We start from the raw sequence: 22,612 nt of genomic DNA, 5'->3' as shown, positions 1-22,612 counted from the left end.
TAAATATTCGTTTAATCCATCTAAACCAACTATTTTAATATTCCCTTCAACTTATATCATAAACGGTGTTTTTTATGAAGGCCACAGAAAGTATGATCTGTCTTGTTGATGGAGAGCACTACCTCCCTGTGACAAGGGCGGCTGTTGAGACCCTTGACTCAATGGAGCACATTGACGTCAGGGCACTGATCTTCATCGGGGGAACCGAAAAACTCAGGACATCATCACCTGAGGAGTACACCGAGATGATGGGAAGACCCGTCTACTTCGGTGATGATCCCCACAGGATACCCTACGACCTCATAGCCAGACTCATCAGAAAGTACGGTGCAGACACGGTTATGGACCTCAGCGATGAACCCGTCCTGGACTACTCAAAGAGGTTCAGGATAGCATCGGTTGTCCTTGAGGAGGGTGCAGTCTACAGGGGCCCTGACTTTGAGTTCCAGCCCCTCACAGAATATGATATACTCAAAAAACCGTCCCTCAAGATTCTCGGGACAGGTAAGAGGATAGGTAAAACCGCTGTATCCGCCTATGCGGCCCGACTGATCCATGAACGTGAATACAACCCCTGTGTTGTGGCGATGGGTCGAGGCGGCCCTGAGGAGCCAGAGATTGTGAGGGGTGACAGGATAGAAATAACCCCCGAGTTCCTGATGGAACAGTCAGACAGGGGGGTTCATGCAGCCTCTGACCACTGGGAGGACGCCCTCATGAGCCGGATACTCACGGTTGGCTGCAGGCGCTGCGGTGGCGGTATGGTGGGGGATGTGTTCATAACCAACATGAAGAGGGGTGCTGAGACAGCCAACAGCCTTGACGCCGACTTCATAATCCTGGAGGGGAGCGGGGCTGCGATACCCCCTGTGAAGTCAGACAGACACATAGTCCTTGTTGGTGCAAACCAGCCCATCATAAATATAAAGAACTTCTTCGGGCCCTTCAGGATAAGGCTGGCGGATCTTGTGATACTCACAATGTGCGAGGAGCCCATGGCAGATGATGAGAAGGTTAAGGAGATCGTTGAGTTTATAGAATCCGTGAACCCAGAGGCAGAGGTTGTGACCACGGTCTTCAGGCCAAAGCCACTTGGGGATATCAGCGGAAAGAATGTCCTATTTGCAACCACAGCCCCCGACTCTGTGAAGGATATCCTGGTTGAATACCTGGAGTCTGAGTACCGCTGCAGGGTCGTCGGAACAACCCCACACCTTTCAAACAGGCCGCTACTACAGCGGGACATTGAGAGGTACATAGATGACGCTGATGTGATGCTGACAGAGCTCAAGGCGGCTGCGGTTGATGTTGCAACGAAGGACGCCCTTGAGGCGGGGCTCGAGGTCATCTACTGCGACAACATACCCATTGTGCGGGACGGTTCGCAGGATGAACTTGATGACGCCATAATCAGGGTGGTGGAGAGCGCCATAGCTGACTTCAACCTTAGAAGGACCCCATAGGGAGCAGGTGGTATATTGGATGACTCCGAGATCAGGAAACTCTTGAAGTTCACCCTCAGTGAAAAGAGGGTTATAGAGGAGCTTCAGATACCCCCTGATGCATTCATACCCCTCCTTTTTTCCATCAGGTATGGTGGTGACTGGAGCCTCAGGAAGAACTCCGGGCGTTTCATGGCTGTGAAGGAGAAGGTCACCCGCTTTGACGAGGATAAGATGACAGGGCGGACCCTGGAGATAGTTTACCTCTTCCTGAACCCCAGGGTGGTGAGGGAGGAGGGTACCGTTTACCGGCTCGAGAAGTGCGGCTCAAAAAACGAGAGGGAACTTGTGAAGAGACCCTACCGGGTCGTGGTGGATGGTGATTACATCCTCAGGGCGGTGCTTGATCCCCTTGATTTTAAGATTAAACTTAAGAGGCTCAGGAAGCCCCTCAAATTCACAGGATCAGGGGCCTATGGTGTTTCACATGAGATGGAGCACCTGGAGGGCAGGGAGTCCCGGGGAACCCCATTCTGGGAATTCGAATATGAAATAGAGGGCGATTAAATTTCAGGAAAGTCCCAGAAAAAACCCTCCCCCAGAATTCAAATAATGAAATAGAGAACGACTGAAATTTCCGATAGAAATGCCCTGAACCCACAAACCATTATATTCATATATGTAAATATAAGAATATGGCTATGGATGGTGATGAACAGTGAAGAACAAAAACTCTGGCTGCTGTGAAGATAAGGCTGAAGTCAATGGCGAAAAATGTGAATGCAGCTGTAACTGCGGATTTCTGGAGTACCCTGATGAATGCAGGGTTCCGGAGCCAGAAGATCCATCAGAAAAGGCAGATGATGAATTCCTAGGTCGCCTTGAAGAATATGCACGTTCACTTGGAATCAGTAATATTGGCTACGCTAGGCTGACACCCGATGTTATCCTTGCCGCTGACCCCCCCTACAGGAATGCCGTGGTCCTCACAGTGGACATGGACGACGATCTCGTACTGACTCCCCCAGGCAGAGAGGCGAGGGAGATGAATGACAGGCTATACGAGAAACTTGCGGACTTAACCTTCAGGGTGGCTGATTACCTCAGGATTAACGGATATGGTGCCGTGGCCATTCACCCCCTGAGCGGTCTCATAGACCTCCCCCTCCTTGGACAGAATGCAGGTATCGGGTTTAAGGGCAGGAACGGTCTTCTTATAAGCCCCCGGAAAGGCCCGGCCCAGAAGATATCGGCGGTCCTCACAGGAATATCGGACCTTCCATATGGTTCCAGTGACCATGAATGGATACCCTTCTACTGCAGGAGATGTGGCAGGTGCATAAGGGCCTGTCCACAGGACGCCCTGGTGGAGGTTGAGACGTGCTGCGGATCCACAGTTCTGCTACTTGATGATAGATGCACCGGCTGCAGTGATGGATGCACCCGCTGCATAGAGAGCTGCCCATTCTACAGGAAGGACTATGAAAATATAAGATCAGCGTTTAAGAGAGCAGCGAAAAATCAGGGGTAGGCCCATAAGATCTGGCTTACAGACTTCAGCATTCTATTTTTGATCCAGCAACAAACAGCACCACAAATGCCACCAAAACGCTACATTCACAAACCACACAAACAGCACCACAAATGCCAGCCATAAAAAAATGCCATATTTTAATAATAATGGCGAACATAACTGGTAGATGGTGTATAAGATGAAGGCTGATGCAGTAAAGATTGCAGATGGTGTCTACTGGGTTGGTGTCATGGACTGGGACATCCGAAACTACCACGGCTACACCCTTGGAGGCACAACATACAACGTGTACCTCGTCTTTGGAGACGATAAGGTCGCCCTTATTGATAACACATACCCCGGGACATCCCCCCAGATGTTTGGAAGGATAAGTGACGCCTTTGAAAGGGAGGGAAGGGATGAAAGTATAGACCTCATAATCCAGAACCACATAGAGAGGGACCACAGCGGTTCAATCCTGGAGGTATGGAAGCGCCACAGACCAGAAATAATCTGCACAGAAAAGGCCTCTGAGGGACTAAGGGAACACTATCCCATCCCCTATGAAGCCGTATTTAAAACCGTTAAAACAGGGGACTCCATTGACCTCGGGGGAAAAACACTCACATTCCTTGAGGCCCCCATGCTCCACTGGCCAGACAGCATGTTCACCCTCCTTGGTGAGGATGGGATTCTCTTTTCAAATGACGCCTTTGGCCAGCACCTCTGCATCAGCAGAAGGTTCGACACCGACGTGCCTGAAGCCGTGCTGATGGACGCGGCCATGAAGTTCTATGCCAATCTGTTAACACCACTATCACCCCTTGTGCTCAGGAAGTTCAGTGAGGTAAAGGACCTTGGGCTTCTCGAGAAGATCAGAATGATCGCACCATCCCATGGGCAGATCTGGACAGAGCCCATGAAGATCATAGAGGCATACACGGCATGGGCAACAGGGGAGTGCAGGGACAAGGCCACGATAATCTATGATACCATGCACTACTCAACCAGGATGCTTGCACATGCACTCGCAGAGGGGCTCATGGCCGAGGACGTGGATGTTTCAATGCACTTCCTCCACGAGGATGAAAGGAGTGAAATCGTAAAGAACATCCTTGAAAGTAAGGCGTTATTCATTGGAAGCCCCACAATGTTCAATGGACCATTCCCGAGTCTCGGGGACATAATGTACTACCTCAAGGGGCTCACATTCGATAGAACCGGATTCAGGAGGCTGGCGGTTGTATTCGGATCAAAGGGATGGGGTGGAGGTGCAGTGAGGACACTCAAAGACGAAATCAGCGCCGCAGGGTTTGAGGTTGCAGAGACCCTTGAGGTCAGCTATGTCCCGGATGAGGATGACCTGGCGCGCTGCTACAGCATCGGAAAATCGATCGGCAAGAGGATAAAGGAGATGTGACTGATGAAGTCCGTTAAATTTCAGGGAAGCCACGACCCTGAGAAAAAAATTGTTGTGAGCCTCTTCTGGACGGTTCGAAAGACGATAAAGGAGGAGGGCTGCGCCCCTGTAAGAATCAAAAGGATCAGAACATCAAAGAACACCTATGAACCCGAGGGCAGGAAGCTCCTCAAGCTCTCGGATGAGATCATGGATGATATACTCGGTGATATCGAGAGGGGTAAAACTGTTGAATTTGAGATGACGATGGGTGAGGAGTCACTGAGGGTCTGGATTGACGCTGAGGGCTTTGCTGTTGAGGCATCAAAGACACCTGAACTTGAGGAGGAGATTGTTGAAAAGATAGAACATGAAACCTCAAAGCTGACACCTGACTTCTGCCAGACCTTCCTTCCGAGGATCTTCCCCAACCAGTAGAAGGAAACTCGAACCATTCATTTTTTCTTTCAGTTCACAGCAACTGAAATACGGGCTGTAACTTGCATCCTGCACAAATTATTTATAGAACCTTAAACCCATCGATAATTGCATATTTATTTAAGAGGTGATTTAATGGCACAGGGACAGCAGCCCATATTAATATTACCACAGGGCACAAGCCGTTACGTTGGAAAGGAAGCTCAGAGAATCAACATACTTGCAGGTAAGGTTCTCGCAGAGACAGTGAGGACAACTCTCGGTCCCAAGGGAATGGACAAGATGCTTGTTGACTCACTTGGAGACATTGTGATCACCAATGATGGGGTTACAATCCTCAGGGAGATGGACATATCCCACCCTGCCGCAAAGATGCTTGTTGAGGTGGCAAAGACCCAGGAAGACGAGGTCGGCGACGGTACAACAACAGCCGTCATCATAGCAGGGGAACTCCTCAAGGAAGCCGAGAAACTCATTGAAATGGGTGTTCACCCAACAATAATAGCTGTGGGTTACAGACAGGCAGCCCTCAGGGCCCAGGAGATACTCGAAGACATATCCATCAAGGCAAGTGACAGGGACACCCTCATGAAGGTTGCGGTGACCGCCATGACCGGTAAGGGTTCAGAAAGGGCCAAGGAAAAACTGGCTGAACTCGTTGTGGATGCGGTCATGCAGGTGGAAGAGGATGGTGAAATCGACAGGGACAACATCAACATACAGAGGATACAGGGAGCATCAGTTAACGAGTCAAGAATAGTGAACGGTATAGTGATAGACAAGGCAAGGGCAGACACCTCAATGCCAAAGAGGGTCGAAAATGCCAGAATAGCACTTCTCAAGTACCCGATAGAGGTCAAGGACCTTGAAACCGACGCCAAGATAAGGCTGACAGACCCATCACAGATGCAGGCCTTCATCGAGCAGGAAGAGCAGATGATCAGGGACATGGTGGATAAGATAAAGAGCTCCGGTGCAAACGTTGTCTTCTGCCAGAAGGGCATCGATGACCTTGCACTCCACTACCTCTCACGTGAGGGTATACTTGCACTCAAGAGGGTCAAGAAATCCGACATTAAACGCATCGAGAAGGCCACAGGCGCAAGGCTTGTCACAAACATCGAGGACCTCACAGAGGACGACCTGGGAGAGGCCGGAGTTGTCTACGAGAAGAAGATCTTTGATGATGTGCTGACATTCGTCGAGAACTGTAAGGACCCAAAGGCCATCTCCATAATCCTCAGGGGAAGCACAAAACATGTTGCAGAGGAAATGGAACGTGCACTTGAGGACGCTATAGGCGTTGTGGCCTCAACCATTGAGGACGGCGAGGTTGTCGCAGGAGGAGGAGCACCTGAAGTTGAGATAGCAAGGAAACTCAGGGAATACGCTGACACCATAAGTGGCAGGGAACAGCTTGCAGTCTCAGCCTTTGCAGACGCCCTTGAGATCGTTCCAAAGACCCTTGCAGAGAACGCTGGACTCGACAGCATAGACGTCCTGGTGGACCTCAGGGCCGCCCACGAGGAGTCACCCTACATGGGACTTGACGTTTTTGAGGGAAGCGTTGTTGACATGAAGGAGGAGGGTGTTCTTGAACCCCAGAGGGTCAAGAAGCAGGCCATCCAGTCCGCTGCAGAGGCAGCTGAGATGATCCTCCGCATAGACGACATGATAGCAGCTAAGGGCTTTGATGTTTCATCAAAGGACGAAGAGGATATGGAAGGAATGGGCGGAATGGGCGGAATGCCCCCAATGATGTAACACCCAATAATTTTTTTCAATGTATTTAATAAAAATTGTTAAATTACTATTATTTATCATGATTAATAATAGTAAAATATATAAGTCCAGAAAAACTTACTACTATCACCCAAGAAAAAAATGGCGGTATGAAATATGTCAAAGGATACCTCAGTTCTCCTGGAGGAAACAAGGGTCTTCAAACCACACTACACCATTGTGGAGGAGGCCCATATAAAAAACTGGGAGGCCGAGCTGGAAAAGGGAAAGGACCATGAGAAATACTGGGCCGAAAAGGCGAAAAGTTTCGAATGGTTCAGGAAATGGGACAAGGTACTTGACGAGAGCAACAAGCCATTCTACAAGTGGTTCGTGAACGGCAAGATCAACATGACCCACAACGCCGTGGACAGATGGCTGGACACAGACAAGAGAAACCAGTCGCCATTCTCTACGTGAACGAGAGGGGAGAGGAAAAGAAGCTGACCTACTATGAACTGCACAGAGAGGTCAACAGAACAGCCAATGCCCTGAAAAGCCTTGGAATCAAAAAGGGCGACGCCGTTGCAATGTACCTACCCATGTGCCCGGAACTCGTTATCTCAATGCTGGCCTGTGCAAAGATAGGGGCCATGCACAGCGTCATCTATTCTGGTCTGAGCGTCGGAGCACTTGTGGAACGCCTAAACGATGCAAAGGCCAAGATCATAATAACAGCAGACGGAACCTACAGAAGGGGTGGGGTGATAGAACTCAAACCAATCGTTGACGAGGCCATACTCCAGTGCCCCACAATAGAGACAACCGTTGTTGTGAAACACACAGACATCGACATAAAGATGTCAGATATAAGCGGACGCGAAATGCTGTTCGACAAGCTCATAGAGGGCGAGGAGGACCGGTGCAAGGCAGAGGTGATGGATGCAGAGGACCCCCTCTTTATACTCTACACCTCAGGAAGTACCGGGAAACCAAAGGGTGTGCTGCACACGACAGGTGGATACATGGTGGGGGTCGCATCAACCCTTGAGATGACCTTTGACATCCATAACGGAGACCTCTGGTGGTGCACAGCAGACATAGGGTGGATAACCGGGCACAGTTACGTTGTATACGGACCCCTCCTTCTTGGAACAACGACACTGCTCTATGAGGGGGCCCCTGACTACCCGGACCCCGGGGTCTGGTGGAGCATAGTCGAAAAATACGGTGTCACAAAGTTCTACACAGCCCCCACAGCAATAAGGCACCTCATGAGGTTCGGTGAAAAACACCCGAAACGCTACAACCTGGAGTCCCTCAAGATCCTTGGAACCGTTGGTGAGCCAATAAACCCCGAGGCATGGATGTGGTACTACAGACACATTGGAAGGGAAAAGTGCCCGATAATCGATACCTGGTGGCAGACAGAAACAGGAATGCACCTCATAGCGCCACTTCCTGTAACCCCCCTTAAACCGGGATCCGTCACCAAACCCCTCCCTGGCATCGAGGCGGATGTGGTTGACGAGAAGGGCAACCCTGTGCCACTGGGTAAGGGTGGATTCCTTGTAATAAAGAAACCATGGCCTGCAATGTTCAGGACACTCTTCAATGACGAGGAGAGGTACCTCAACGTATACTGGAAACAGATCCCCGGTGGAGTCTACACCGCAGGTGACATGGCGAGGAAGGACGAGGATGGCTACTTCTGGATACAGGGAAGATCAGATGACGTCCTCAACATAGCCGGACACAGGATAGGTACAGCAGAGGTTGAATCAGTCTTCGTGGCCCATCCTGCAGTTGCCGAGGCAGCGGTTATCGGTAGGGCTGACCCCATCAAGGGGGAGGTCATAAAGGCATTCCTCATACTCAAGAAGGGCCATAATTTAAACACAGCACTCATAGAGGAACTCAAAAGGCACCTGCGCCACGAACTTGGACCCGTGGCTGTTATCGGGGAAATGGTGCAGGTTGATAAGCTCCCGAAAACAAGGTCAGGAAAAATAATGAGGAGAATACTGAGGGCCAGGGAGGAAGGAAAGGACCTCGGTGATACCTCAACCCTTGAAGAATAAAATGACAGAGGTGGAGGACTTCGAGATCGTGGAAGATGAGGTGATACCTCAACCCTTGAAGAATAGAAGGAGGCAAAAAATGACTGAAAAAGAAGTGGTTATATCAGATAAAACTGCCAACCCGGCTCCCCTTGGACTTCTGGGCTTTGGTATAACCACTGTGCTTCTGAACCTGCACAACGCAGGGCTTTTCCCCATAAACAGCATGATACTTGCGATGGGGTTCGCCTACGGGGGTATAGCCCAGATACTGGCAAGTGTGATGGAATACAGGAAGGGCAACACCTTTGGTACTGTTGCATTCGGCTCATATGGACTCTTCTGGTGGTCACTGGTACTTCTGCTTGTGATCCCCAAACTGAAGTTCATTGAAACAGCCGGCAGTGCAGCGGCAGCAGCCGACCCTGTTGCAATGGCATCATACCTCTTCATGTGGGGCCTGTTTACACTGGTGATGTTCATTGCAACCCTCAAACTCAAGAGGGGCATACAGGTGATATTCATAAGCCTCGCAGTGCTCTTCTTCCTGCTCACAGCCGGTGAAATCACAGGTTCCACCATCATAACAACCATTGCAGGTTATGAGGGTATATTCACAGGGGCCGCTGCAATGTACGTTGGCCTTGCAGAGGTCATAAACGAAACCCATGGAAGGGATGTCCTGCCCATATGATCAGGGAAGGAACAACCCACCTTTTTCTTTTCTTTATATGTCAGAATGTGACACCAGAACCTCCAGAAAAGAAATAAAGCCCCCATAAATTCATTCCAAATACACCAAAATCAGAAACTCTAATTTTTACATCAACATTTGATGATAAACTGCGAAAAACTTCTTACCGCCAACATTCAGAAAACCTTATATTGAATTAGGTTTAACTAAATTAACAGCAACCATTTAGGTGAACCTAATGAAGCATCTCAGCGAAAATATAGAGGAGTACCTCGAAACCATCTACCGGCTATCAGAATCCAGTAAAAATGCCAGCACAACGAAAATATCAAAGGAAATGGGAATAGCCCCTGCCAGTGTAACCCAGATGCTTAAAAAACTTGATTCTGAGGGATATGTTAAATACTCCCCCTACCGTGGGGCGGTACTCACAGAAAAGGGGTACAGGATAGCCCGGAGAATAACAAGGAAGCACCGCCTGCTGGAGCGGTTCCTCCACGATGTACTTGGAATCAGGAGGGACAGGATACACAGACAGGCCTGTGAGATGGAACATTCGCTCTCAGATGATGCAGAGAGGGCCCTATGCCAGCTCCTCAACATGCCAGGTGAGTGCCCCGACGCAAACCCGATCCCTGCCTGCGATTTCAAATTCCAGACATGTGGGGAATGCATTGAACTGAAGGATACCGATGTTGAGGAAATAGGGTGCCGGGAGGGTAACCTTAAATCACTCACAGAGATGGATGAAAAACAGGCCGGGAGGGTTTCATTCATACGGGGGGACTACAGGGTTTTAAGGAGGCTCATGGACATGGGAATAACCCTTGGAGCCCCCATAAGAATGATCAAAAGGGCCCCCCTCAGTGGGCCCATCGAGGTGGAGGTCCGCGGGTCAAGGGTGGCTCTTGGAAGGGATATAGCAGACAATGTATTCATAGATACAGAAAGCTGAATTTCTGTTAGGAACCGAATTTCAACCGGGACGTGTTTACTGATGGAGAAATCTGAGATAACCGTTGCACTTGCAGGAAATGCCAATGTGGGTAAAAGTGTGATCTTCAACCAGCTGACAGGGTCAAACCAGATAGTCGGGAACTGGCCTGGTAAAACCGTTGAAAGGGCAGAGGGCTACCTTAAATTTCAGGGCCGGGACATCCACATAATTGACCTCCCAGGCATATACTCATTTTCAACCTACTCCATGGAGGAGATAGTCTCCAGGGAGTTCATAGTCAACGAAAAGCCAGATGTCGTCATAAACGTGCTTGATGCATCTGTCCTTGAGAGAAACCTCTTCTTCACGCTCCAGCTCATGGAGATGGAGGTCCCCATGGTTATCTGCATCAACCAGGTGGACATGGCCAGGCAGAAGGGGATAGTGATAGACGAGAAGAAACTTGAGGGTGCCCTGGGTGTGCCTGTTGTATCAACGGTGGCTGTTAAGGGCCAGGGACTCCAGAAACTCCTCAGGAAAACCCTTGAAGTGGCTGATAAAAGGATAAAACCAGAGGTCATAGAATACGGGGAGGAGGTTGAAAGCCGCATAAGAAAACTTATGGAAGCACTCCCTGAAATTCCAGAGGGCTATTCAAAGAGATGGGTTGCCATAAAGCTCCTTGAAAACGACCCTGAGATAACCGCCATGATGCCTCCCAGCGTGAAAAACCTTGCAGCTGAACTTGCAGCCCAGGTTGAAAGGATACACAATGAGCCATCATTCTCTGTTATGGCCTCTGAGAGATACGCACTCTCAAATATGATAGCAGCAGGGGCACAGAAACAATCAGAGATAAAAACATCCCTCTCAGAACGCCTTGACAGCTTCCTCACACACCCCATCTACGGTTACATCTCATCGGTCCTTGTTGTTGGAGGTCTCCTCCTCTGGACCTTCGTTGTGGGTGAATTCCTATCAGATACTCTCACCAATATTTTCGGATTTTTCCAGCCAGTTGACCCCCAGTTCTCAGGTTCGATTGAATCCATAATATGGAACGGCGCCTTCGGGGGTATAGTGGCGGGGTTGACCCTCGTGATACCATTCGTCATACCCTTCTACCTCATGCTATCCTACATCGAAAATTCGGGACTTCTCACCAGGGTCGCGTTCATGATGGACGCGTTCATGAGAAAGATAGGACTCCATGGCAAAGCCCTCATACCCCTCATACTCGGATACGGTTGCAGTGTACCGGCAATAGACAGTACGAGGATACTTGAAACCCCCAGGGAGAGGCTCCTTGCAGCCTTTGCAATATCTTTTGCACCCTGCGCCGCAAGAACAATCCTGATACTGGGGCTTGTGGCCCTCTTTGTCAGTGTATGGTGGGCCATAGGGTTATACGCCCTGGACCTCCTCATAATATTCATAATGGGTAAACTTGCATTGAAGGCACTTCCCGGGGAGACTACCGGCCTTATAATGGAGATGCACTCCCTCAAAATGCCGTCCTTCAGGGTCATAGCAAGGCAGACCTGGACAAGGACAAAGTCCCTCATATACCTTGTATTCCCCATATACATAATCGGAAGCGCCCTCATACAGCTCCTCTACACCCTCGGGTTTTTAAATCCGGTAAGCAATATCATGGCTCCGCTCACAGCTGGCTGGTTACATCTGCCGGTATTTGCCGGGATACTCCTGATCCTTGGTGCTGTGAGGAAGGAGTTCATCCTCCTGGGACTCGTCTCACTGGTTGGAACAGATATTGGGGCTGTACTTACAGCACCCCAGATCCTTGTGCTCACCCTTGTGGGAATGCTTTACTTCCCCTGCCTTTCAACGATAGCAGTACTTGCACGGGAATTCGGGTGGAAATCCACATCCATAATAACCCTTGCAAACCTTGGAACCGCCCTCTTCCTGGGGGGAATCTTTGCAAGGATACTGCCATTCATCATGTGATGATCAGTACTTAAGGCGCTGAGTACAGAAATAATCCCGTGGTACCATGGCAGAAATCAAGATAATATCCTGGAACGTTAACGGTCTGAGGGCCGTATACCGTAAGGGCTTCCTTGACTGGTTCATGGACGAGAAACCTGATATCCTATGTCTTCAGGAGACCAAGGCGAGTCCAGAACAGCTCCCCAGAAGGCTAAGGCATGTTGAGGGTTACAGGAGTTTCTTCACCCCGGCAGAAAGGAAGGGATACAGTGGAGTGGCCATGTACACAAGGATACCCCCGAAATCCATCAGGGAGGGCTTTGGTGTTGAGAGATTCGACATTGAGGGCCGCATACAGGTTGCAGATTTTGATGACTTCCTGCTCTACAACATATACTTCCCCAACGGGAAGATGTCAGATGAGAGGTTAAAGTACAAACTTGAATTCTATGACGCATTCCTTGAGGACGTCAACAGGGAGCGGGACGCTGGCAGGAACACGGTAATATGCGGTGACTTCAACACCGCCCACAGGGAGATAGACCTGGCCAGGCCAAAGGAAAACAGCAACGTATCAGGGTTTCTACCGGTTGAAAGGGCCTGGATAGACAAATTCATTGAAAACGGGTATGTTGACACATTCAGGATGTTCAACAACGAGTCAGGCCAGTACACATGGTGGAGTTACAGGACCAGGGCCCGTGAGAGAAACGTGGGATGGAGGCTCGACTACTTCTTTGTGAATGAGGAGTTCGCAAAGAACGTTAAAAGGTCATGGATACTCTCAGAGGTGATGGGCTCAGACCACTGCCCAGTAGGACTTGAGATAGAGGTTTAATGATCTTCAGGTGCTACCCTCCCCGTTTCCAGGCTGAAACAGCGGATATAACCTTATCGAGGTACCTCAGGGAGTCGCTGTGACTGCTCAGAGCATGGGCGAATTTACTGATAATGTTATCATCCTTTATTTCAATATACAGGAGAATATCCTCAAGGATTTCATCCTCAGAATAACTCTCAGGTGGCTCCATCCCCCATATATTCACAAGGGCCCATTCCCTGCTGTGGTCCCTCAGGTTTTCAAGGTCAAGTTCCTCCCTTCTGAAGACCCTCTCCTGGACATACCTGAGGATGTCCCTGTTCTTCAGTGCCCATATCCTGAAATCAGAATACTTATCCCTCAAGTCAGGTAACAGGTCCTTCTTATGATTTCTGATCCTTATGAACTCCTCCTCTTCAGGGCTGGAATAAAGACCACCCCCTGATTTAAGATTCAGGTTATTGGAGTTCTGGATCATCTCCCTTCCAGCCTCAAGGTGGAGTATCTCATCGTCACTGAGCCCCCTCCTCTCCATCCGTTCCTTCTGGGATTCAACCTCCCTCTTCCATTCCTCGTACTTCAGGGACTCAAGTTCCCGGATCTTAATCCTGAAGAGCTCCCCTATAACCTCAAGGGCCATGAAGACCTGCCATGGGCTTCCCCTTCTGAGGAGGTTGAGGTACTGGGATATCTCAACTGCACCGGATGGGAGTGGCCTGATGCGTGCTGCAAGTCTCCCAGTCTCCCTGGGAAATAGGGTAGGTAAGATCTCAAGTACTGTCCAGACACCAAGGGATACAAGTGCAGCGACCAGCACATCAACGAGGAGTGCCTCCATAAATATCATCCACTGTATTCAAGTATGGCCTTCTTGATTTCACGTTTGGTTTCAGCCACCACCTCAACCCTTCCCACAGAAACACCCTCACCCTGGAGATGGGCCAGAAGCTGTGAAGGGCTTATTGAGTCCTCAAAGTCTGCTAGAACACCCCCATCCTCCAGTGCAACCGTGAGGGCGCCGTAGAGTTTAAGAACCCTCTCGGCACTCTCGGGTTCAGGGGTCACAACACGGAATGTCCTTACACTGTGATGCACCTGACTGATATCGATATCCATCCTCTGGAGTGCTATGAGGACATGCTTATCAAGGGCCCTTTCAATGACCTCAAGGTCGATCCTATCCTTTTCCATGTTTATCCTCACTGCCTGGGCAATCTGTGCAAGGTCACGGGCATGCGCATAGCTTGGCTGCAGGCCCTCGCCGCCATCGGCGACTGGAGTGTACACCATCTTAATCCTTTCCACGACCTCTTCATCGTAATCCTCACCTGTGGCATCAAGGTTGCGCCTGAATACCTCCGCAACATTCTCAACAGGGGGGTTTCTGAGGAATATGTGGAGGGGCGCCCTCCGGAGGTGTGCCTCGTCCATTATGCTCACATCAAGGTTGGTTGAGAATGCAGGGATGAAATGTGTGTGGAATATAACCGGGACCCCCCTTATGTATATGACGTCCTTCTTATTCTCAAGGGGTACTATGAGGCGGTTGAGGATCACCTCATGGTCATCCCTCTGCCTTCCAAGGTCGTCAATGAGCAGCACTCCACCATTGGCCTTTATCAGGGGGGAGGTCTCATATACACCCTTATTCATATTGTAGGTGGTCTCAAGTTCATTGAGGCTCAATTCAGAACCTGTGAAAACGAATGGGGCGTGTATCTTTATCCAGCGGGGATCATCAGGTTCCTCAGGACATGGCTTGTGGAAGTCAGGGTCGTATATCTGTATAATCCTCCCGCTGAACTCTATAAAGCGGGGAATCACCACGGGGGGTAGAAGGTCCGATGCCTTGCTTATGATGAAGGTTTTACCTGTTCCAGGAGCACCATAAACAAAAAGTCCCTTACCGATGGTGCATGACTCAACAAGGCATTCCTTTGCATATGATAGTCCGACAACGTCCCTGAAGGCCCTTTCAATAACCTCTGGGGGTATCTTTATTGGGAAACGGTTCCGGAGCTGTTTATCCATCAGTTCAAAGTATCTCTCATAGGGTACAGGGGCCATTCCAATATAAGGGTTTTCCTCCATTACAAGGCGGGCCTTCTCAACCCCCCTCTTTGTCAGTATATACTCAACACTGGAGAAGAGGAAGCTTCCCCCCACCTGGACGCAGAAACCGTCCTTCTCCATCTGGCCAAGGACATCCTCAAGTATATCCAGGTGTATACCCGTAATATCAGTTATTCGCTGGGTTTTAACCGTCCCGTATGTTAAAAGGATCTTCAGGACAAGGTCCCTCACAAAGAAGTAGGATAAACCCAGTTCCTCAAGTGTCTTTGGCTGTTTCAGCTCCTCAAAGAGTTCAACCATGTTTTCATCGTGGTAGTAGTAATCACAGTTCATCACTCATCCCCCTATCCATGAAATCATGTCCATCCCCCCCAGAAAAACGTGGAGATCCTAACTAGAGAATCTCCTTAAGTTCGCTAATGTCATCGATGACCGTAACATCAAGGCCCCTCTTTTCAATGAGATCCCTCTCTTCATCTGTAAGCTCTGAGTTGACGAGTATGGCTGACATTCCCGCATTGGTTGCCCCCAGTATGTCCTCATTGAACTTGTTGCCAACCATGATGGACCTTTCAGGTTTGCAGCCCATCCTTCTGAGGGCCTCCTCAAAGATCCTTATGTTTGGTTTCTCAAAGCCAACCTCATCTGATGTGACGACCTCATCGAAGAAGTGGTGTATCCCGAGCCTTATCAGTTTCTCCCACTGCTTTATTGTTATACCGTTGGATATGACCCCCAGCCTGTATCCCCTGCTCTTGAGGTGTATGAGCGTTGATGTTGTATTGGGAAATGGCCGGAGAAGTGCGAACTTAACGTTGTGGTATGTTATCATTCCAAGGGCAATGAGAAGGGGTTTTTCCTCACCGAAAACCGTCTTTGTGAGTACATTGAAATGTTTATCATAGTTGGAGCCCTTCTCAGCGATTATCTCCCTCAGAAGTTTGTATGCCTCATCCTGTGTCAGGGGTAAACCCGCATCTATCATCACATTCAGGGCAGCCTTTCTTGCAAGTTTGGCAAATCCTGATGTGTCATAGAGGGTGTCATCAATATCAAAGAAAACCGCCTTCAGCATCTTCCCACCTTACTCTCTGTAATGAAACTCTATAGTTAATCAATTATAACAGTGTTGGTTTCTCTGCAGATAATATTATGATGTAAAATAATATGTAAAACTATTCTGCCTATAACCCCTGAGCGGAGGTCCAGAACATACAATAGAAATCTCAGATGAAAAAATAAAGTTCCTGTTTTCTAGAAAAAGGCATCGAGGCTGCTCTGCCTTTCGCCACATGAGAGTGAATTTATATCCTCTGTGGAGTAGCCGAGAGATGACATTATTCTTGATACCGCGGCCATAACCTGGTTTTCAATGTAATAGTCCGGGTCGTACTCCAGGCCCTCAACATCCTCAAGTGGGAAGGCCCTCTGACTTATGGGGCCCCTTCCCTTAACTATGATATACCTGATTATGGATCCCCGCTCAATGCGCCTTCCCTTCTCAAGGGATCGTTTTGCGGCGATGACATGTGGGCCTATCTGTTTGTACTCAGAGAGGTCCCTTGTTATCTGGGTGTGGATTGCAAGGTCATCCAGTTCCACTTCGCCGCCCCTTATGCGCCTTACAACATCCCTTATTATCTTTCTAGCCTTCTCAGGGGATCCGTCTCTTAGAATGGCCATTAAAACTTTTTGCTGGGTCTTTTTAGCTATCGGTGCCCAGTCACGCCTCACAAGTTCAAGGCCCTTTGCAACAATCGTGTCATCCTCTATTAGGGCGTATCTCTTTTTTGTTACGAAGAAGCCCCTCCTGTAAAAGCCCTCAAATTCCAGCTCCATGCCCTCAGGCAGGTTGCTGTTTATGTGTTTGAGGAACCTTTCCACCTGGGATAGTATCTCGGCCTCAAGGTTATCTGACATATGACACCCCATGGGTCCGGTTGAGGGGCTTTTAGCGGAAAATCTATTCCTTTATAAGTACGCCGTTTATTACGCCGTCCTGTCCAGGCCTGGATGTGACCCTCACGTTTCCAAGGCTGGTTTCAACAACAGCACCCTTTGTTATGATGTTCCTCCTCACAAAGTGGGGGTTTGCTGTGTTCTCAACAACATTCCTTATCTCTGCAACTTCAACCTTACCTGTTTCAGGGTCAACAACGTTTATCTTGGTATCTGCAGCGAGCCTGACCTTTGTGTTGCCCCCACGTGTCCTTATCATCCTGACACGCCTGTCACCGATCTTTGTCTCGGCGGGTTCCCTTCCAAGTTCGTATTTCCTCTTTCCGCGGTTCATCTTGGCTCTTCCACCGCTTGGTTTCTTCATTGATTTACCTTGCCAGATTGCCATTATTTCACCTCAATCTAAGTCTCTATCAGAATCAGTAATGCTGAGTTTAAGAAACTCAGTGACTCGGTATAGATAAATTTATCTATAGTATAGGATCCCCCATTTAAAAAGATTGTGCTTCCAGGGTATGCTATGGATCACTGAATCCATCTATCCTAACTCCTTTAAATAAAATATTGTCCTGATGGAAACCTCTTCCCTGAATCAATATGGGATTACACCAATGAAAGGTTTTATACCATCAGCAAGATACCCTATAATCAAGAGATTGTACAGGTGAATCTATGAAGATCGGCATGTCCCATGGTGCAGGCGGAGAAGTGATGCAGGACCTCATATCAAACATAATACTATCCAATATCCATAACACGAGGGTTAACGGCGGAGTTGGCCTCGAGGACCTTGACGACGGTGCAAGCATACCCCTCGGCGACTATGAAATAGTTATGAGTACCGATGGCCACACAGTCGACCCCCTCTTCTTCCCCGGCGGTGACATAGGTAAGATATCGGTTGCAGGTACAGTCAACGACATATCGGTTATGGGTGCAAGGCCCCTTGCAATTGCAAGTGCAATGATCCTCAGCGAGGGGTTCCCTGGCGAGGATCTTGAGAGGATCGTGCAGTCAATGGACGCTGTCTCCAGGGAGACCGGGGTGTCAATCGTAACCGGGGACACCAAGGTCATGGAGAGGGGTAAACTGGACAGGATGGTCATAACAACCACGGGTATAGGTGTTGTGAAGCGTGGTGAGATAATAAGGGACTCAGGACTGAGGCCCGGTGATAAGATCATACTCACAGGCAGCGTGGGGGACCATGGTATGGCACTCATGGCCTTCCGTGAGGGTTTTGGATTCGACACCGACCTTGAATCGGATGTTGCCCCGGTATGGGGTATGGTTGAGGCTGCCCTTGAGGTTGGTGGTGTTACCGCAATGAAGGACCCCACAAGGGGTGGTATAGCAAATGCCCTCAACGAACTCGCAGATAAATCAGGGGTCGGGATGGTTGTTGATGAGGACATGATCCCTGTAAGGGAGGAGGTGAGGGCTGTCTCTGAGATGCTTGGCATCGACCCCTATGAGGTTGCCAATGAGGGCAAGGTCATCATGGGTGTCGACCCTGAATACGCTGAGGATGTCCTCAGAGCCGTCCGGAAGGCACCATACGGTGAAAACGCGAGGATAATAGGTGAAGCGAATCAGGACAGTCATGTGATCCTTGAAACAAGCCTTGGAGGCAGGAGGATACTTGAGGCCCCTGTTGCTGATCCTGTTCCAAGGGTGTGCTGATCTGATACAGGAGGAGTGTTATGGAACTTAAGAAGAAAAGGCTCTGTGCATTTGCATTGGACTTCCTTGTGGTTACAGGGGTGATGTACCTCTTAACAGTCCTTGTTTATCCATTAGCACTTCTCCTGAACCTTTTCTCAATCTACAGATACTGGCTCCCCCTCCTTGGCATCATAACCATTCTGTATTTCAGCTACCTTGAGTACCATGGAGGAACAGTGGGTAAGAGGATGATGGGCCTTCATGTAATATCAGAGGAGGGTGAACTTGGCTGGGGCCAGGTTGTCATAAGGAACCTTTCAAGGATACTCTGGTTCCCCCTCATCCTGGACGTCATCCTGGGACGCCTCAGGAATCGCCTGAGGATCCTCGACGCAATTGCAGGTACACGGGTTGTTAGTGCAGCGAAGAATGGGGCCGATGATGCTGAACAGGATTTATGATCCATTTGAATCTGTCTGCAGAGAAAAATGATGACGGATAAGAACCTAATCAGGGAGAGGATCTGGAAACTCCTGAAGGATAGGGGTGTAAGCAGCCGCCCCCATGGCCGCATACCAGACTTTCAGGGGTCAGTTGCAGCCGCAGAGAGGCTCTCAAGGACCATAGAATGGGAAAGAGCAGATGTTGTATTCTCATCCCCCGATTCTGCCCAGCGCCCAGTGAGAAGACTGGCCCTTGATGATGGAAAGGACCTTGTAATGCCCACACCAAAGATAAAGGATGGTTACCTTTTAATCTCAGGGGATGTTCCGGATGCTGATGCTGCATCAACCATAAGGGGCGCCTACAGGTATGGCTCATTCATCAGCAGATTCCCTGAGGTTGACCTTGTTGTTGAGGGATCCGTGGCCGTTGACCTGGAGGGAAACCGCCTCGGTAAGGGGGGAGGATACGGTGACAGGGAGATATCTGAACTCAGGGATCAGGGGGCCATAGGAGAGGATACCCCCATAGCTACAACGGTACATGAGCTGCAGATCATTGAAAGTGTCCCTGTTGAGGACCACGATGAAAGGATAAACATGATAGTGACACCCATGCGTGTGATAAGACTATTTCTCAATGAAAAAATCCCGCGAGTCATCTGAAACCAGATTACAGATCCTTATAATGAACTAAATCCTGAAAATTAATTCACACCAAAACCATTAGTTTAAATAGTGTGGAGTTCAACATGGATATGTGCTGATTTTTAATTATCATGTGCCTGGCAGAAATTTTGGGGCTATCATGTTTCAGATCTGCCGGCTGGCAGCTGATAATTGAATAATCGATTTTTAAGAATTGAGGAAAAGATAAAAATGAAAGAATTGAAATTCAGTGAATTTGATATCTCAGGGGAAATTAACAGGGCCCTTGATGATATGGGATTTGAGGGTACAACCCCAATCCAGGCACTTACATTACCTGTTACACTTGATGGTATGGACGTTGTTGGCGAGGCCCAGACCGGGACCGGGAAAACCGCTGCCTTTACCATACCACTGCTTGAGAACCTTGAACCAGAGAGGGTCCCCCAGGCACTTGTGATCTGCCCGACCCGTGAACTCTGTCTGCAGGTCACCGATGAGATAAGGAGGATAGGCAAGTACCTTAATGTGAGGGTGCTTGCGGTCTATGGTGGCCAGGGTATTGGAGGTCAGATAGCCGAACTCAGGAGGGGCGTCCATGTTATCGTCGCAACACCAGGAAGGCTCATAGACCATATCGAGAGGGGTACTGTGGACCTTGGAGGCATATCCACGGTTGTGCTTGATGAGGCCGATGAAATGCTCAACATGGGCTTCATAGATGACATAGAGAGGATACTATCCCACGTCCCTGAAAGGAGACAGACCATGCTGTTCTCTGCAACCATCTCAAAGCCGGTGCTAAGGATCGCAGAGAGGTATATGAGGAGCCCCCAGATTCTCCGTGTAGAGAAAAAGCACAGCCCCAGGATAGATGAATTCTATTTCAAAACCAGGGAGGAGGACAAGGTTGAGCTCCTTGACTGGATACTGACATCCAATGACATCAGAATGGGCCTCATATTCTGCAACACCAAAAGGAGGGTTCAGAGGCTCAGAAAGCAGCTTAGCCGTATGGGTTACTCTGTGGATGAAATTCACGGGGATCTATCACAGTCAAAGCGTGAGCGTGTCATGGAACGCTTCAGGAAGGGAAGGTTCAACCTCCTCATTGCAACTGATGTTGCTGCACGGGGTATACATGTGCCTGATGTGGAGGTCGTTGTCAACTATGATCTCCCATTCGAGAACGAGTACTATGTTCACAGGATAGGGCGTACCGGGCGTGCCGGTTCAAGTGGAAAATCCTTTACACTGGTTGTTGGAAGGGAGGTCCACAGGTTAAGGCGAATCCAGTCCTTTACAGGTAAAAGGATAAAGAAGAGCAACATGCCATCCCCGCAGGAGATAAGGAGGGGTTACGAAGAGGACCTTGTGGAGGTGCTCCGTAGAAACCTTAAATCCAAGAGTTACGGTGACTCCGAGCTCCTGGGAAACCTTGTGAGTGAGGGTTACAGTTTCAGGGATATCTCACATGCCCTTCTGGATGTTCTGGAGTCCTCAAAATAGAAGAGGCTTATTTTTATTTTATGGATAGAGGCTGATCTATCAGCCCACTTAGATCCTCTTAATTTTCTAAATCACATAGAGCATTTACCTTTGATTTCATAGATCTCCTCATCAAGGAGTTCCGCGACCACATCTCCATTCTGGTATTACTTTTAGATTCCTATCAGTATCTTCAGTAATAAAAGATTTTATATATTGAAGATGTTTTAACTAATCTGTGGTGATACAATGAGAAGGTTCCTTATCATTTTAGCGACAGTTGCGCTGATCGCAGGTCTCTCGCATCATGCATGGGCCCACCCGGGCCATGGTTACTACATTGAGGAGCCATCGGATTCAGGTGACAGTAAATCAGATTCATCCACCACATCAGATTCATCCAGTACTTCGAATAAGCCTTCAGGTCAGAGTAGCAGCAAAACAAGCACATCAGGTGGCCATAAAACTACCCATGAGAGCAAATTGGACTCATCAGATTCATCAGGAAAGTCCGGTGCTGAAAGCAGTGTCCGGCCTGAAGAGAACGTTACAGATGAACGGGAGAATACCACAGAAACAGCAGATGTCAATATGAAACCAGATTACGGATTCCTACCTGCACTTGCAGGACTGTGCCTGGTTTTTGGTTTAACCGCATTCAGGTTCCCACGCAACTGAATACAAAAAGTGCATATATTCAATAACGCTTAACGGAGGTTCAACAGTGCATATACCCGATGGAATCATACCACTTTGGCAGTCTGCAGTCTACTGGGCTGTTGCACTCGTGAACATTGGCATATTCTTCTACATATTCTCAAAGAAACCTGGAAAGGAAAAAAGGATAGCTGGAACAGGACTTTTTGCAGCGGCAGCGGCGGTTGCATCCTCCATATCTGTGCCATCACCCTTCGGTGTCCCGGTGCATTTCTTCCTGATACCCCTTGCAGCCATAATACTCGGTCCCCTCACGGCGGTTATGGTTGCTGTGCTCTGCCTCCTTGTCCAGTTCTTCATACTTGGAATGGGGGGGATAACCAGCATGGGGGCCAATATACTGACAATGGGTATTGGCCTTGGAATCGGAACCTATGGGGTCTACAGGGTTCTAAGTGAACTCGACAGGGGCCTTGCTGTATTCTCAGCCACCTTCCTTCTTGGTATAATGATTGCAACCGCGTTCCACATCATGATACTCCTGGCAGCGGGTGTTGCAGGCCCTGAAATGCTCATGTCAACACTCATACCCTTCTACATATTCGTGGGTGTCGTGGAGGGTGCTGCAAGCATGTTCATATTCTCATTCCTTGAGAGGATGAAACCTGAGCTCATTGCAATGGAAAAGGTCTAGGTGGTTC

At 49.0% G+C, this 22,612-nt stretch carries 21 protein-coding genes and 1 pseudogene; 17 read left to right on the top strand and 5 right to left on the bottom strand.

What is annotated here, in order from left to right; translation table 11 throughout:
* The first annotated feature begins 74 nt into the window (after positions 1-74).
* From MTBMA_RS03305 to xth, 11 genes and pseudogenes are all read left to right on the top strand, one after another.
* The gene (locus MTBMA_RS03305) at positions 75-1,463 is read left to right on the top strand and encodes a cyclic 2,3-diphosphoglycerate synthase (protein ID WP_013295491.1); all 1,389 of its coding nucleotides are present in this window, start codon (positions 75-77) and stop codon (positions 1,461-1,463) included.
* Between the two features lie 15 nt (positions 1,464-1,478).
* Complete coding sequence (locus MTBMA_RS03300; RefSeq protein ID WP_013295490.1) at positions 1,479-2,009, top strand: putative ATP-dependent zinc protease; 531 nt, start codon at positions 1,479-1,481, stop codon at positions 2,007-2,009.
* Between the two features lie 151 nt (positions 2,010-2,160).
* On the top strand, positions 2,161-2,973 hold the full coding sequence (locus MTBMA_RS03295; RefSeq protein WP_013295489.1) for a 4Fe-4S binding protein: 813 nt from the start codon (positions 2,161-2,163) through the stop codon (positions 2,971-2,973).
* A 181-nt stretch (positions 2,974-3,154) separates the two neighbouring features.
* Positions 3,155-4,375, top strand: a complete 1,221-nt coding sequence (locus MTBMA_RS03290) for an FprA family A-type flavoprotein (protein ID WP_013295488.1) — start codon at positions 3,155-3,157, stop codon at positions 4,373-4,375.
* Between the two features lie 3 nt (positions 4,376-4,378).
* Entirely contained in the window at positions 4,379-4,792 is a 414-nt protein-coding gene (locus tag MTBMA_RS03285; protein ID WP_013295487.1) for a hypothetical protein, read from the top strand.
* Positions 4,793-4,927: 135 nt separating this feature from the next.
* Positions 4,928-6,556 carry a thermosome subunit alpha gene (thsA, locus tag MTBMA_RS03280; protein ID WP_013295486.1) on the top strand — a complete coding sequence of 543 codons (1,629 nt, stop codon included), beginning with the start codon at positions 4,928-4,930 and terminating at the stop codon, positions 6,554-6,556.
* Between the two features lie 135 nt (positions 6,557-6,691).
* Positions 6,692-8,595 (top strand): annotated as a pseudogene (gene acs / locus MTBMA_RS03275) (acetate--CoA ligase).
* Positions 8,596-8,674: 79 nt separating this feature from the next.
* Positions 8,675-9,268, top strand: coding sequence for an acetate uptake transporter (locus MTBMA_RS03270; RefSeq protein WP_013295483.1), 594 nt, complete (start codon positions 8,675-8,677; stop codon positions 9,266-9,268).
* Between the two features lie 238 nt (positions 9,269-9,506).
* The gene (locus tag MTBMA_RS03265) at positions 9,507-10,223 is read left to right on the top strand and encodes a metal-dependent transcriptional regulator (protein WP_013295482.1); all 717 of its coding nucleotides are present in this window, start codon (positions 9,507-9,509) and stop codon (positions 10,221-10,223) included.
* 42 nt (positions 10,224-10,265) lie between these two features.
* The gene (gene feoB, locus MTBMA_RS03260) at positions 10,266-12,176 is read left to right on the top strand and encodes a ferrous iron transport protein B (RefSeq protein ID WP_013295481.1); all 1,911 of its coding nucleotides are present in this window, start codon (positions 10,266-10,268) and stop codon (positions 12,174-12,176) included.
* A gap of 46 nt (positions 12,177-12,222) precedes the next feature.
* Positions 12,223-12,996, top strand: a complete 774-nt coding sequence (gene xth / locus MTBMA_RS03255; RefSeq protein WP_013295480.1) for an exodeoxyribonuclease III — start codon at positions 12,223-12,225, stop codon at positions 12,994-12,996.
* Positions 12,997-13,009: 13 nt separating this feature from the next.
* On the opposite strand, the gene MTBMA_RS03250 is transcribed toward xth, so the two are convergent.
* From MTBMA_RS03250 to MTBMA_RS03230, 5 genes are all read right to left on the bottom strand, one after another.
* Positions 13,010-13,825 (bottom strand): hypothetical protein, encoded by an 816-nt coding sequence (locus MTBMA_RS03250; RefSeq protein ID WP_148215541.1) that lies wholly within the window; start codon positions 13,823-13,825, stop codon positions 13,010-13,012.
* A complete protein-coding gene (locus tag MTBMA_RS03245) occupies positions 13,822-15,384 on the bottom strand; it encodes an ATP-binding protein (protein WP_013295478.1) in 1,563 nt (520 codons plus the stop codon). Before MTBMA_RS03245 ends, MTBMA_RS03250 begins: the two co-directional genes overlap by 4 nt.
* Positions 15,385-15,445: 61 nt before the next feature.
* Positions 15,446-16,126 carry a TIGR02253 family HAD-type hydrolase gene (locus tag MTBMA_RS03240; protein WP_013295477.1) on the bottom strand — a complete coding sequence of 227 codons (681 nt, stop codon included), beginning with the start codon at positions 16,124-16,126 and terminating at the stop codon, positions 15,446-15,448.
* Positions 16,127-16,305: 179 nt separating this feature from the next.
* The gene (gene polB2 / locus MTBMA_RS03235; protein WP_013295476.1) at positions 16,306-16,971 is read right to left on the bottom strand and encodes a DNA polymerase PolB subunit 2; all 666 of its coding nucleotides are present in this window, start codon (positions 16,969-16,971) and stop codon (positions 16,306-16,308) included.
* Positions 16,972-17,014: 43 nt separating this feature from the next.
* On the bottom strand, positions 17,015-17,398 hold the full coding sequence (locus tag MTBMA_RS03230; RefSeq protein WP_013295475.1) for a 30S ribosomal protein S8e: 384 nt from the start codon (positions 17,396-17,398) through the stop codon (positions 17,015-17,017).
* Between the two features lie 284 nt (positions 17,399-17,682).
* On the opposite strand from MTBMA_RS03230, the gene hypE reads away from it, so the two are divergent.
* The 6 genes from hypE (at position 17,683) to MTBMA_RS03200 (ending at position 22,605) form a co-directional block, all read left to right on the top strand.
* Positions 17,683-18,693: a hydrogenase expression/formation protein HypE gene (gene hypE, locus MTBMA_RS03225; RefSeq protein WP_013295474.1), complete on the top strand. Its 1,011-nt coding sequence runs from the start codon at positions 17,683-17,685 to the stop codon at positions 18,691-18,693.
* 20 nt (positions 18,694-18,713) lie between these two features.
* Entirely contained in the window at positions 18,714-19,136 is a 423-nt protein-coding gene (locus MTBMA_RS03220) for an RDD family protein (protein ID WP_013295473.1), read from the top strand.
* A gap of 27 nt (positions 19,137-19,163) precedes the next feature.
* Positions 19,164-19,784 (top strand): 5-formyltetrahydrofolate cyclo-ligase, encoded by a 621-nt coding sequence (locus MTBMA_RS03215; RefSeq protein WP_048901181.1) that lies wholly within the window; start codon positions 19,164-19,166, stop codon positions 19,782-19,784.
* 213 nt (positions 19,785-19,997) lie between these two features.
* Complete coding sequence (locus MTBMA_RS03210; protein WP_013295471.1) at positions 19,998-21,275, top strand: DEAD/DEAH box helicase; 1,278 nt, start codon at positions 19,998-20,000, stop codon at positions 21,273-21,275.
* A 228-nt stretch (positions 21,276-21,503) separates the two neighbouring features.
* Positions 21,504-21,932, top strand: coding sequence for a hypothetical protein (locus tag MTBMA_RS03205; protein ID WP_013295470.1), 429 nt, complete (start codon positions 21,504-21,506; stop codon positions 21,930-21,932).
* A gap of 46 nt (positions 21,933-21,978) precedes the next feature.
* Positions 21,979-22,605: an energy-coupling factor ABC transporter permease gene (locus MTBMA_RS03200; RefSeq protein WP_013295469.1), complete on the top strand. Its 627-nt coding sequence runs from the start codon at positions 21,979-21,981 to the stop codon at positions 22,603-22,605.
* The last annotated feature ends 7 nt before the right edge of the window (positions 22,606-22,612 follow it).

Origin of the sequence: Methanothermobacter marburgensis str. Marburg, assembly GCF_000145295.1 — an archaeon.
Classification (GTDB): domain Archaea; phylum Methanobacteriota; class Methanobacteria; order Methanobacteriales; family Methanothermobacteraceae; genus Methanothermobacter; species Methanothermobacter marburgensis.
Note: the sequence above shows the minus strand (reverse complement) of the source record. Positions and strands in the feature narration are given on the sequence as shown.

Excerpts from the sequence above, each read along its gene's own strand:
- MTBMA_RS03210 (WP_013295471.1), top strand. The coding sequence starts at position 19,998 with ATGAAAGAATTGAAATTCAGTGAATTTGATATCTCAGGGGAAATTAAC.
- MTBMA_RS03230 (WP_013295475.1), bottom strand. The coding sequence starts at position 17,398 with ATGGCAATCTGGCAAGGTAAATCAATGAAGAAACCAAGCGGTGGAAGA.
- xth (WP_013295480.1), top strand. The coding sequence starts at position 12,223 with ATGGCAGAAATCAAGATAATATCCTGGAACGTTAACGGTCTGAGGGCC.
- MTBMA_RS03305 (WP_013295491.1), top strand. The coding sequence starts at position 75 with ATGAAGGCCACAGAAAGTATGATCTGTCTTGTTGATGGAGAGCACTAC.
- MTBMA_RS03290 (WP_013295488.1), top strand. The coding sequence starts at position 3,155 with ATGAAGGCTGATGCAGTAAAGATTGCAGATGGTGTCTACTGGGTTGGT.
- MTBMA_RS03250 (WP_148215541.1), bottom strand. The coding sequence starts at position 13,825 with ATGATATTTATGGAGGCACTCCTCGTTGATGTGCTGGTCGCTGCACTT.
- polB2 (WP_013295476.1), bottom strand. The coding sequence starts at position 16,971 with ATGTCAGATAACCTTGAGGCCGAGATACTATCCCAGGTGGAAAGGTTC.
- MTBMA_RS03265 (WP_013295482.1), top strand. The coding sequence starts at position 9,507 with ATGAAGCATCTCAGCGAAAATATAGAGGAGTACCTCGAAACCATCTAC.
- feoB (WP_013295481.1), top strand. The coding sequence starts at position 10,266 with ATGGAGAAATCTGAGATAACCGTTGCACTTGCAGGAAATGCCAATGTG.
- MTBMA_RS03205 (WP_013295470.1), top strand. The coding sequence starts at position 21,504 with ATGAGAAGGTTCCTTATCATTTTAGCGACAGTTGCGCTGATCGCAGGT.
- MTBMA_RS03285 (WP_013295487.1), top strand. The coding sequence starts at position 4,379 with ATGAAGTCCGTTAAATTTCAGGGAAGCCACGACCCTGAGAAAAAAATT.
- hypE (WP_013295474.1), top strand. The coding sequence starts at position 17,683 with ATGAAGATCGGCATGTCCCATGGTGCAGGCGGAGAAGTGATGCAGGAC.
- MTBMA_RS03215 (WP_048901181.1), top strand. The coding sequence starts at position 19,164 with ATGATGACGGATAAGAACCTAATCAGGGAGAGGATCTGGAAACTCCTG.
- MTBMA_RS03220 (WP_013295473.1), top strand. The coding sequence starts at position 18,714 with ATGGAACTTAAGAAGAAAAGGCTCTGTGCATTTGCATTGGACTTCCTT.
- MTBMA_RS03270 (WP_013295483.1), top strand. The coding sequence starts at position 8,675 with ATGACTGAAAAAGAAGTGGTTATATCAGATAAAACTGCCAACCCGGCT.
- thsA (WP_013295486.1), top strand. The coding sequence starts at position 4,928 with ATGGCACAGGGACAGCAGCCCATATTAATATTACCACAGGGCACAAGC.
- MTBMA_RS03240 (WP_013295477.1), bottom strand. The coding sequence starts at position 16,126 with ATGCTGAAGGCGGTTTTCTTTGATATTGATGACACCCTCTATGACACA.
- MTBMA_RS03245 (WP_013295478.1), bottom strand. The coding sequence starts at position 15,384 with ATGAACTGTGATTACTACTACCACGATGAAAACATGGTTGAACTCTTT.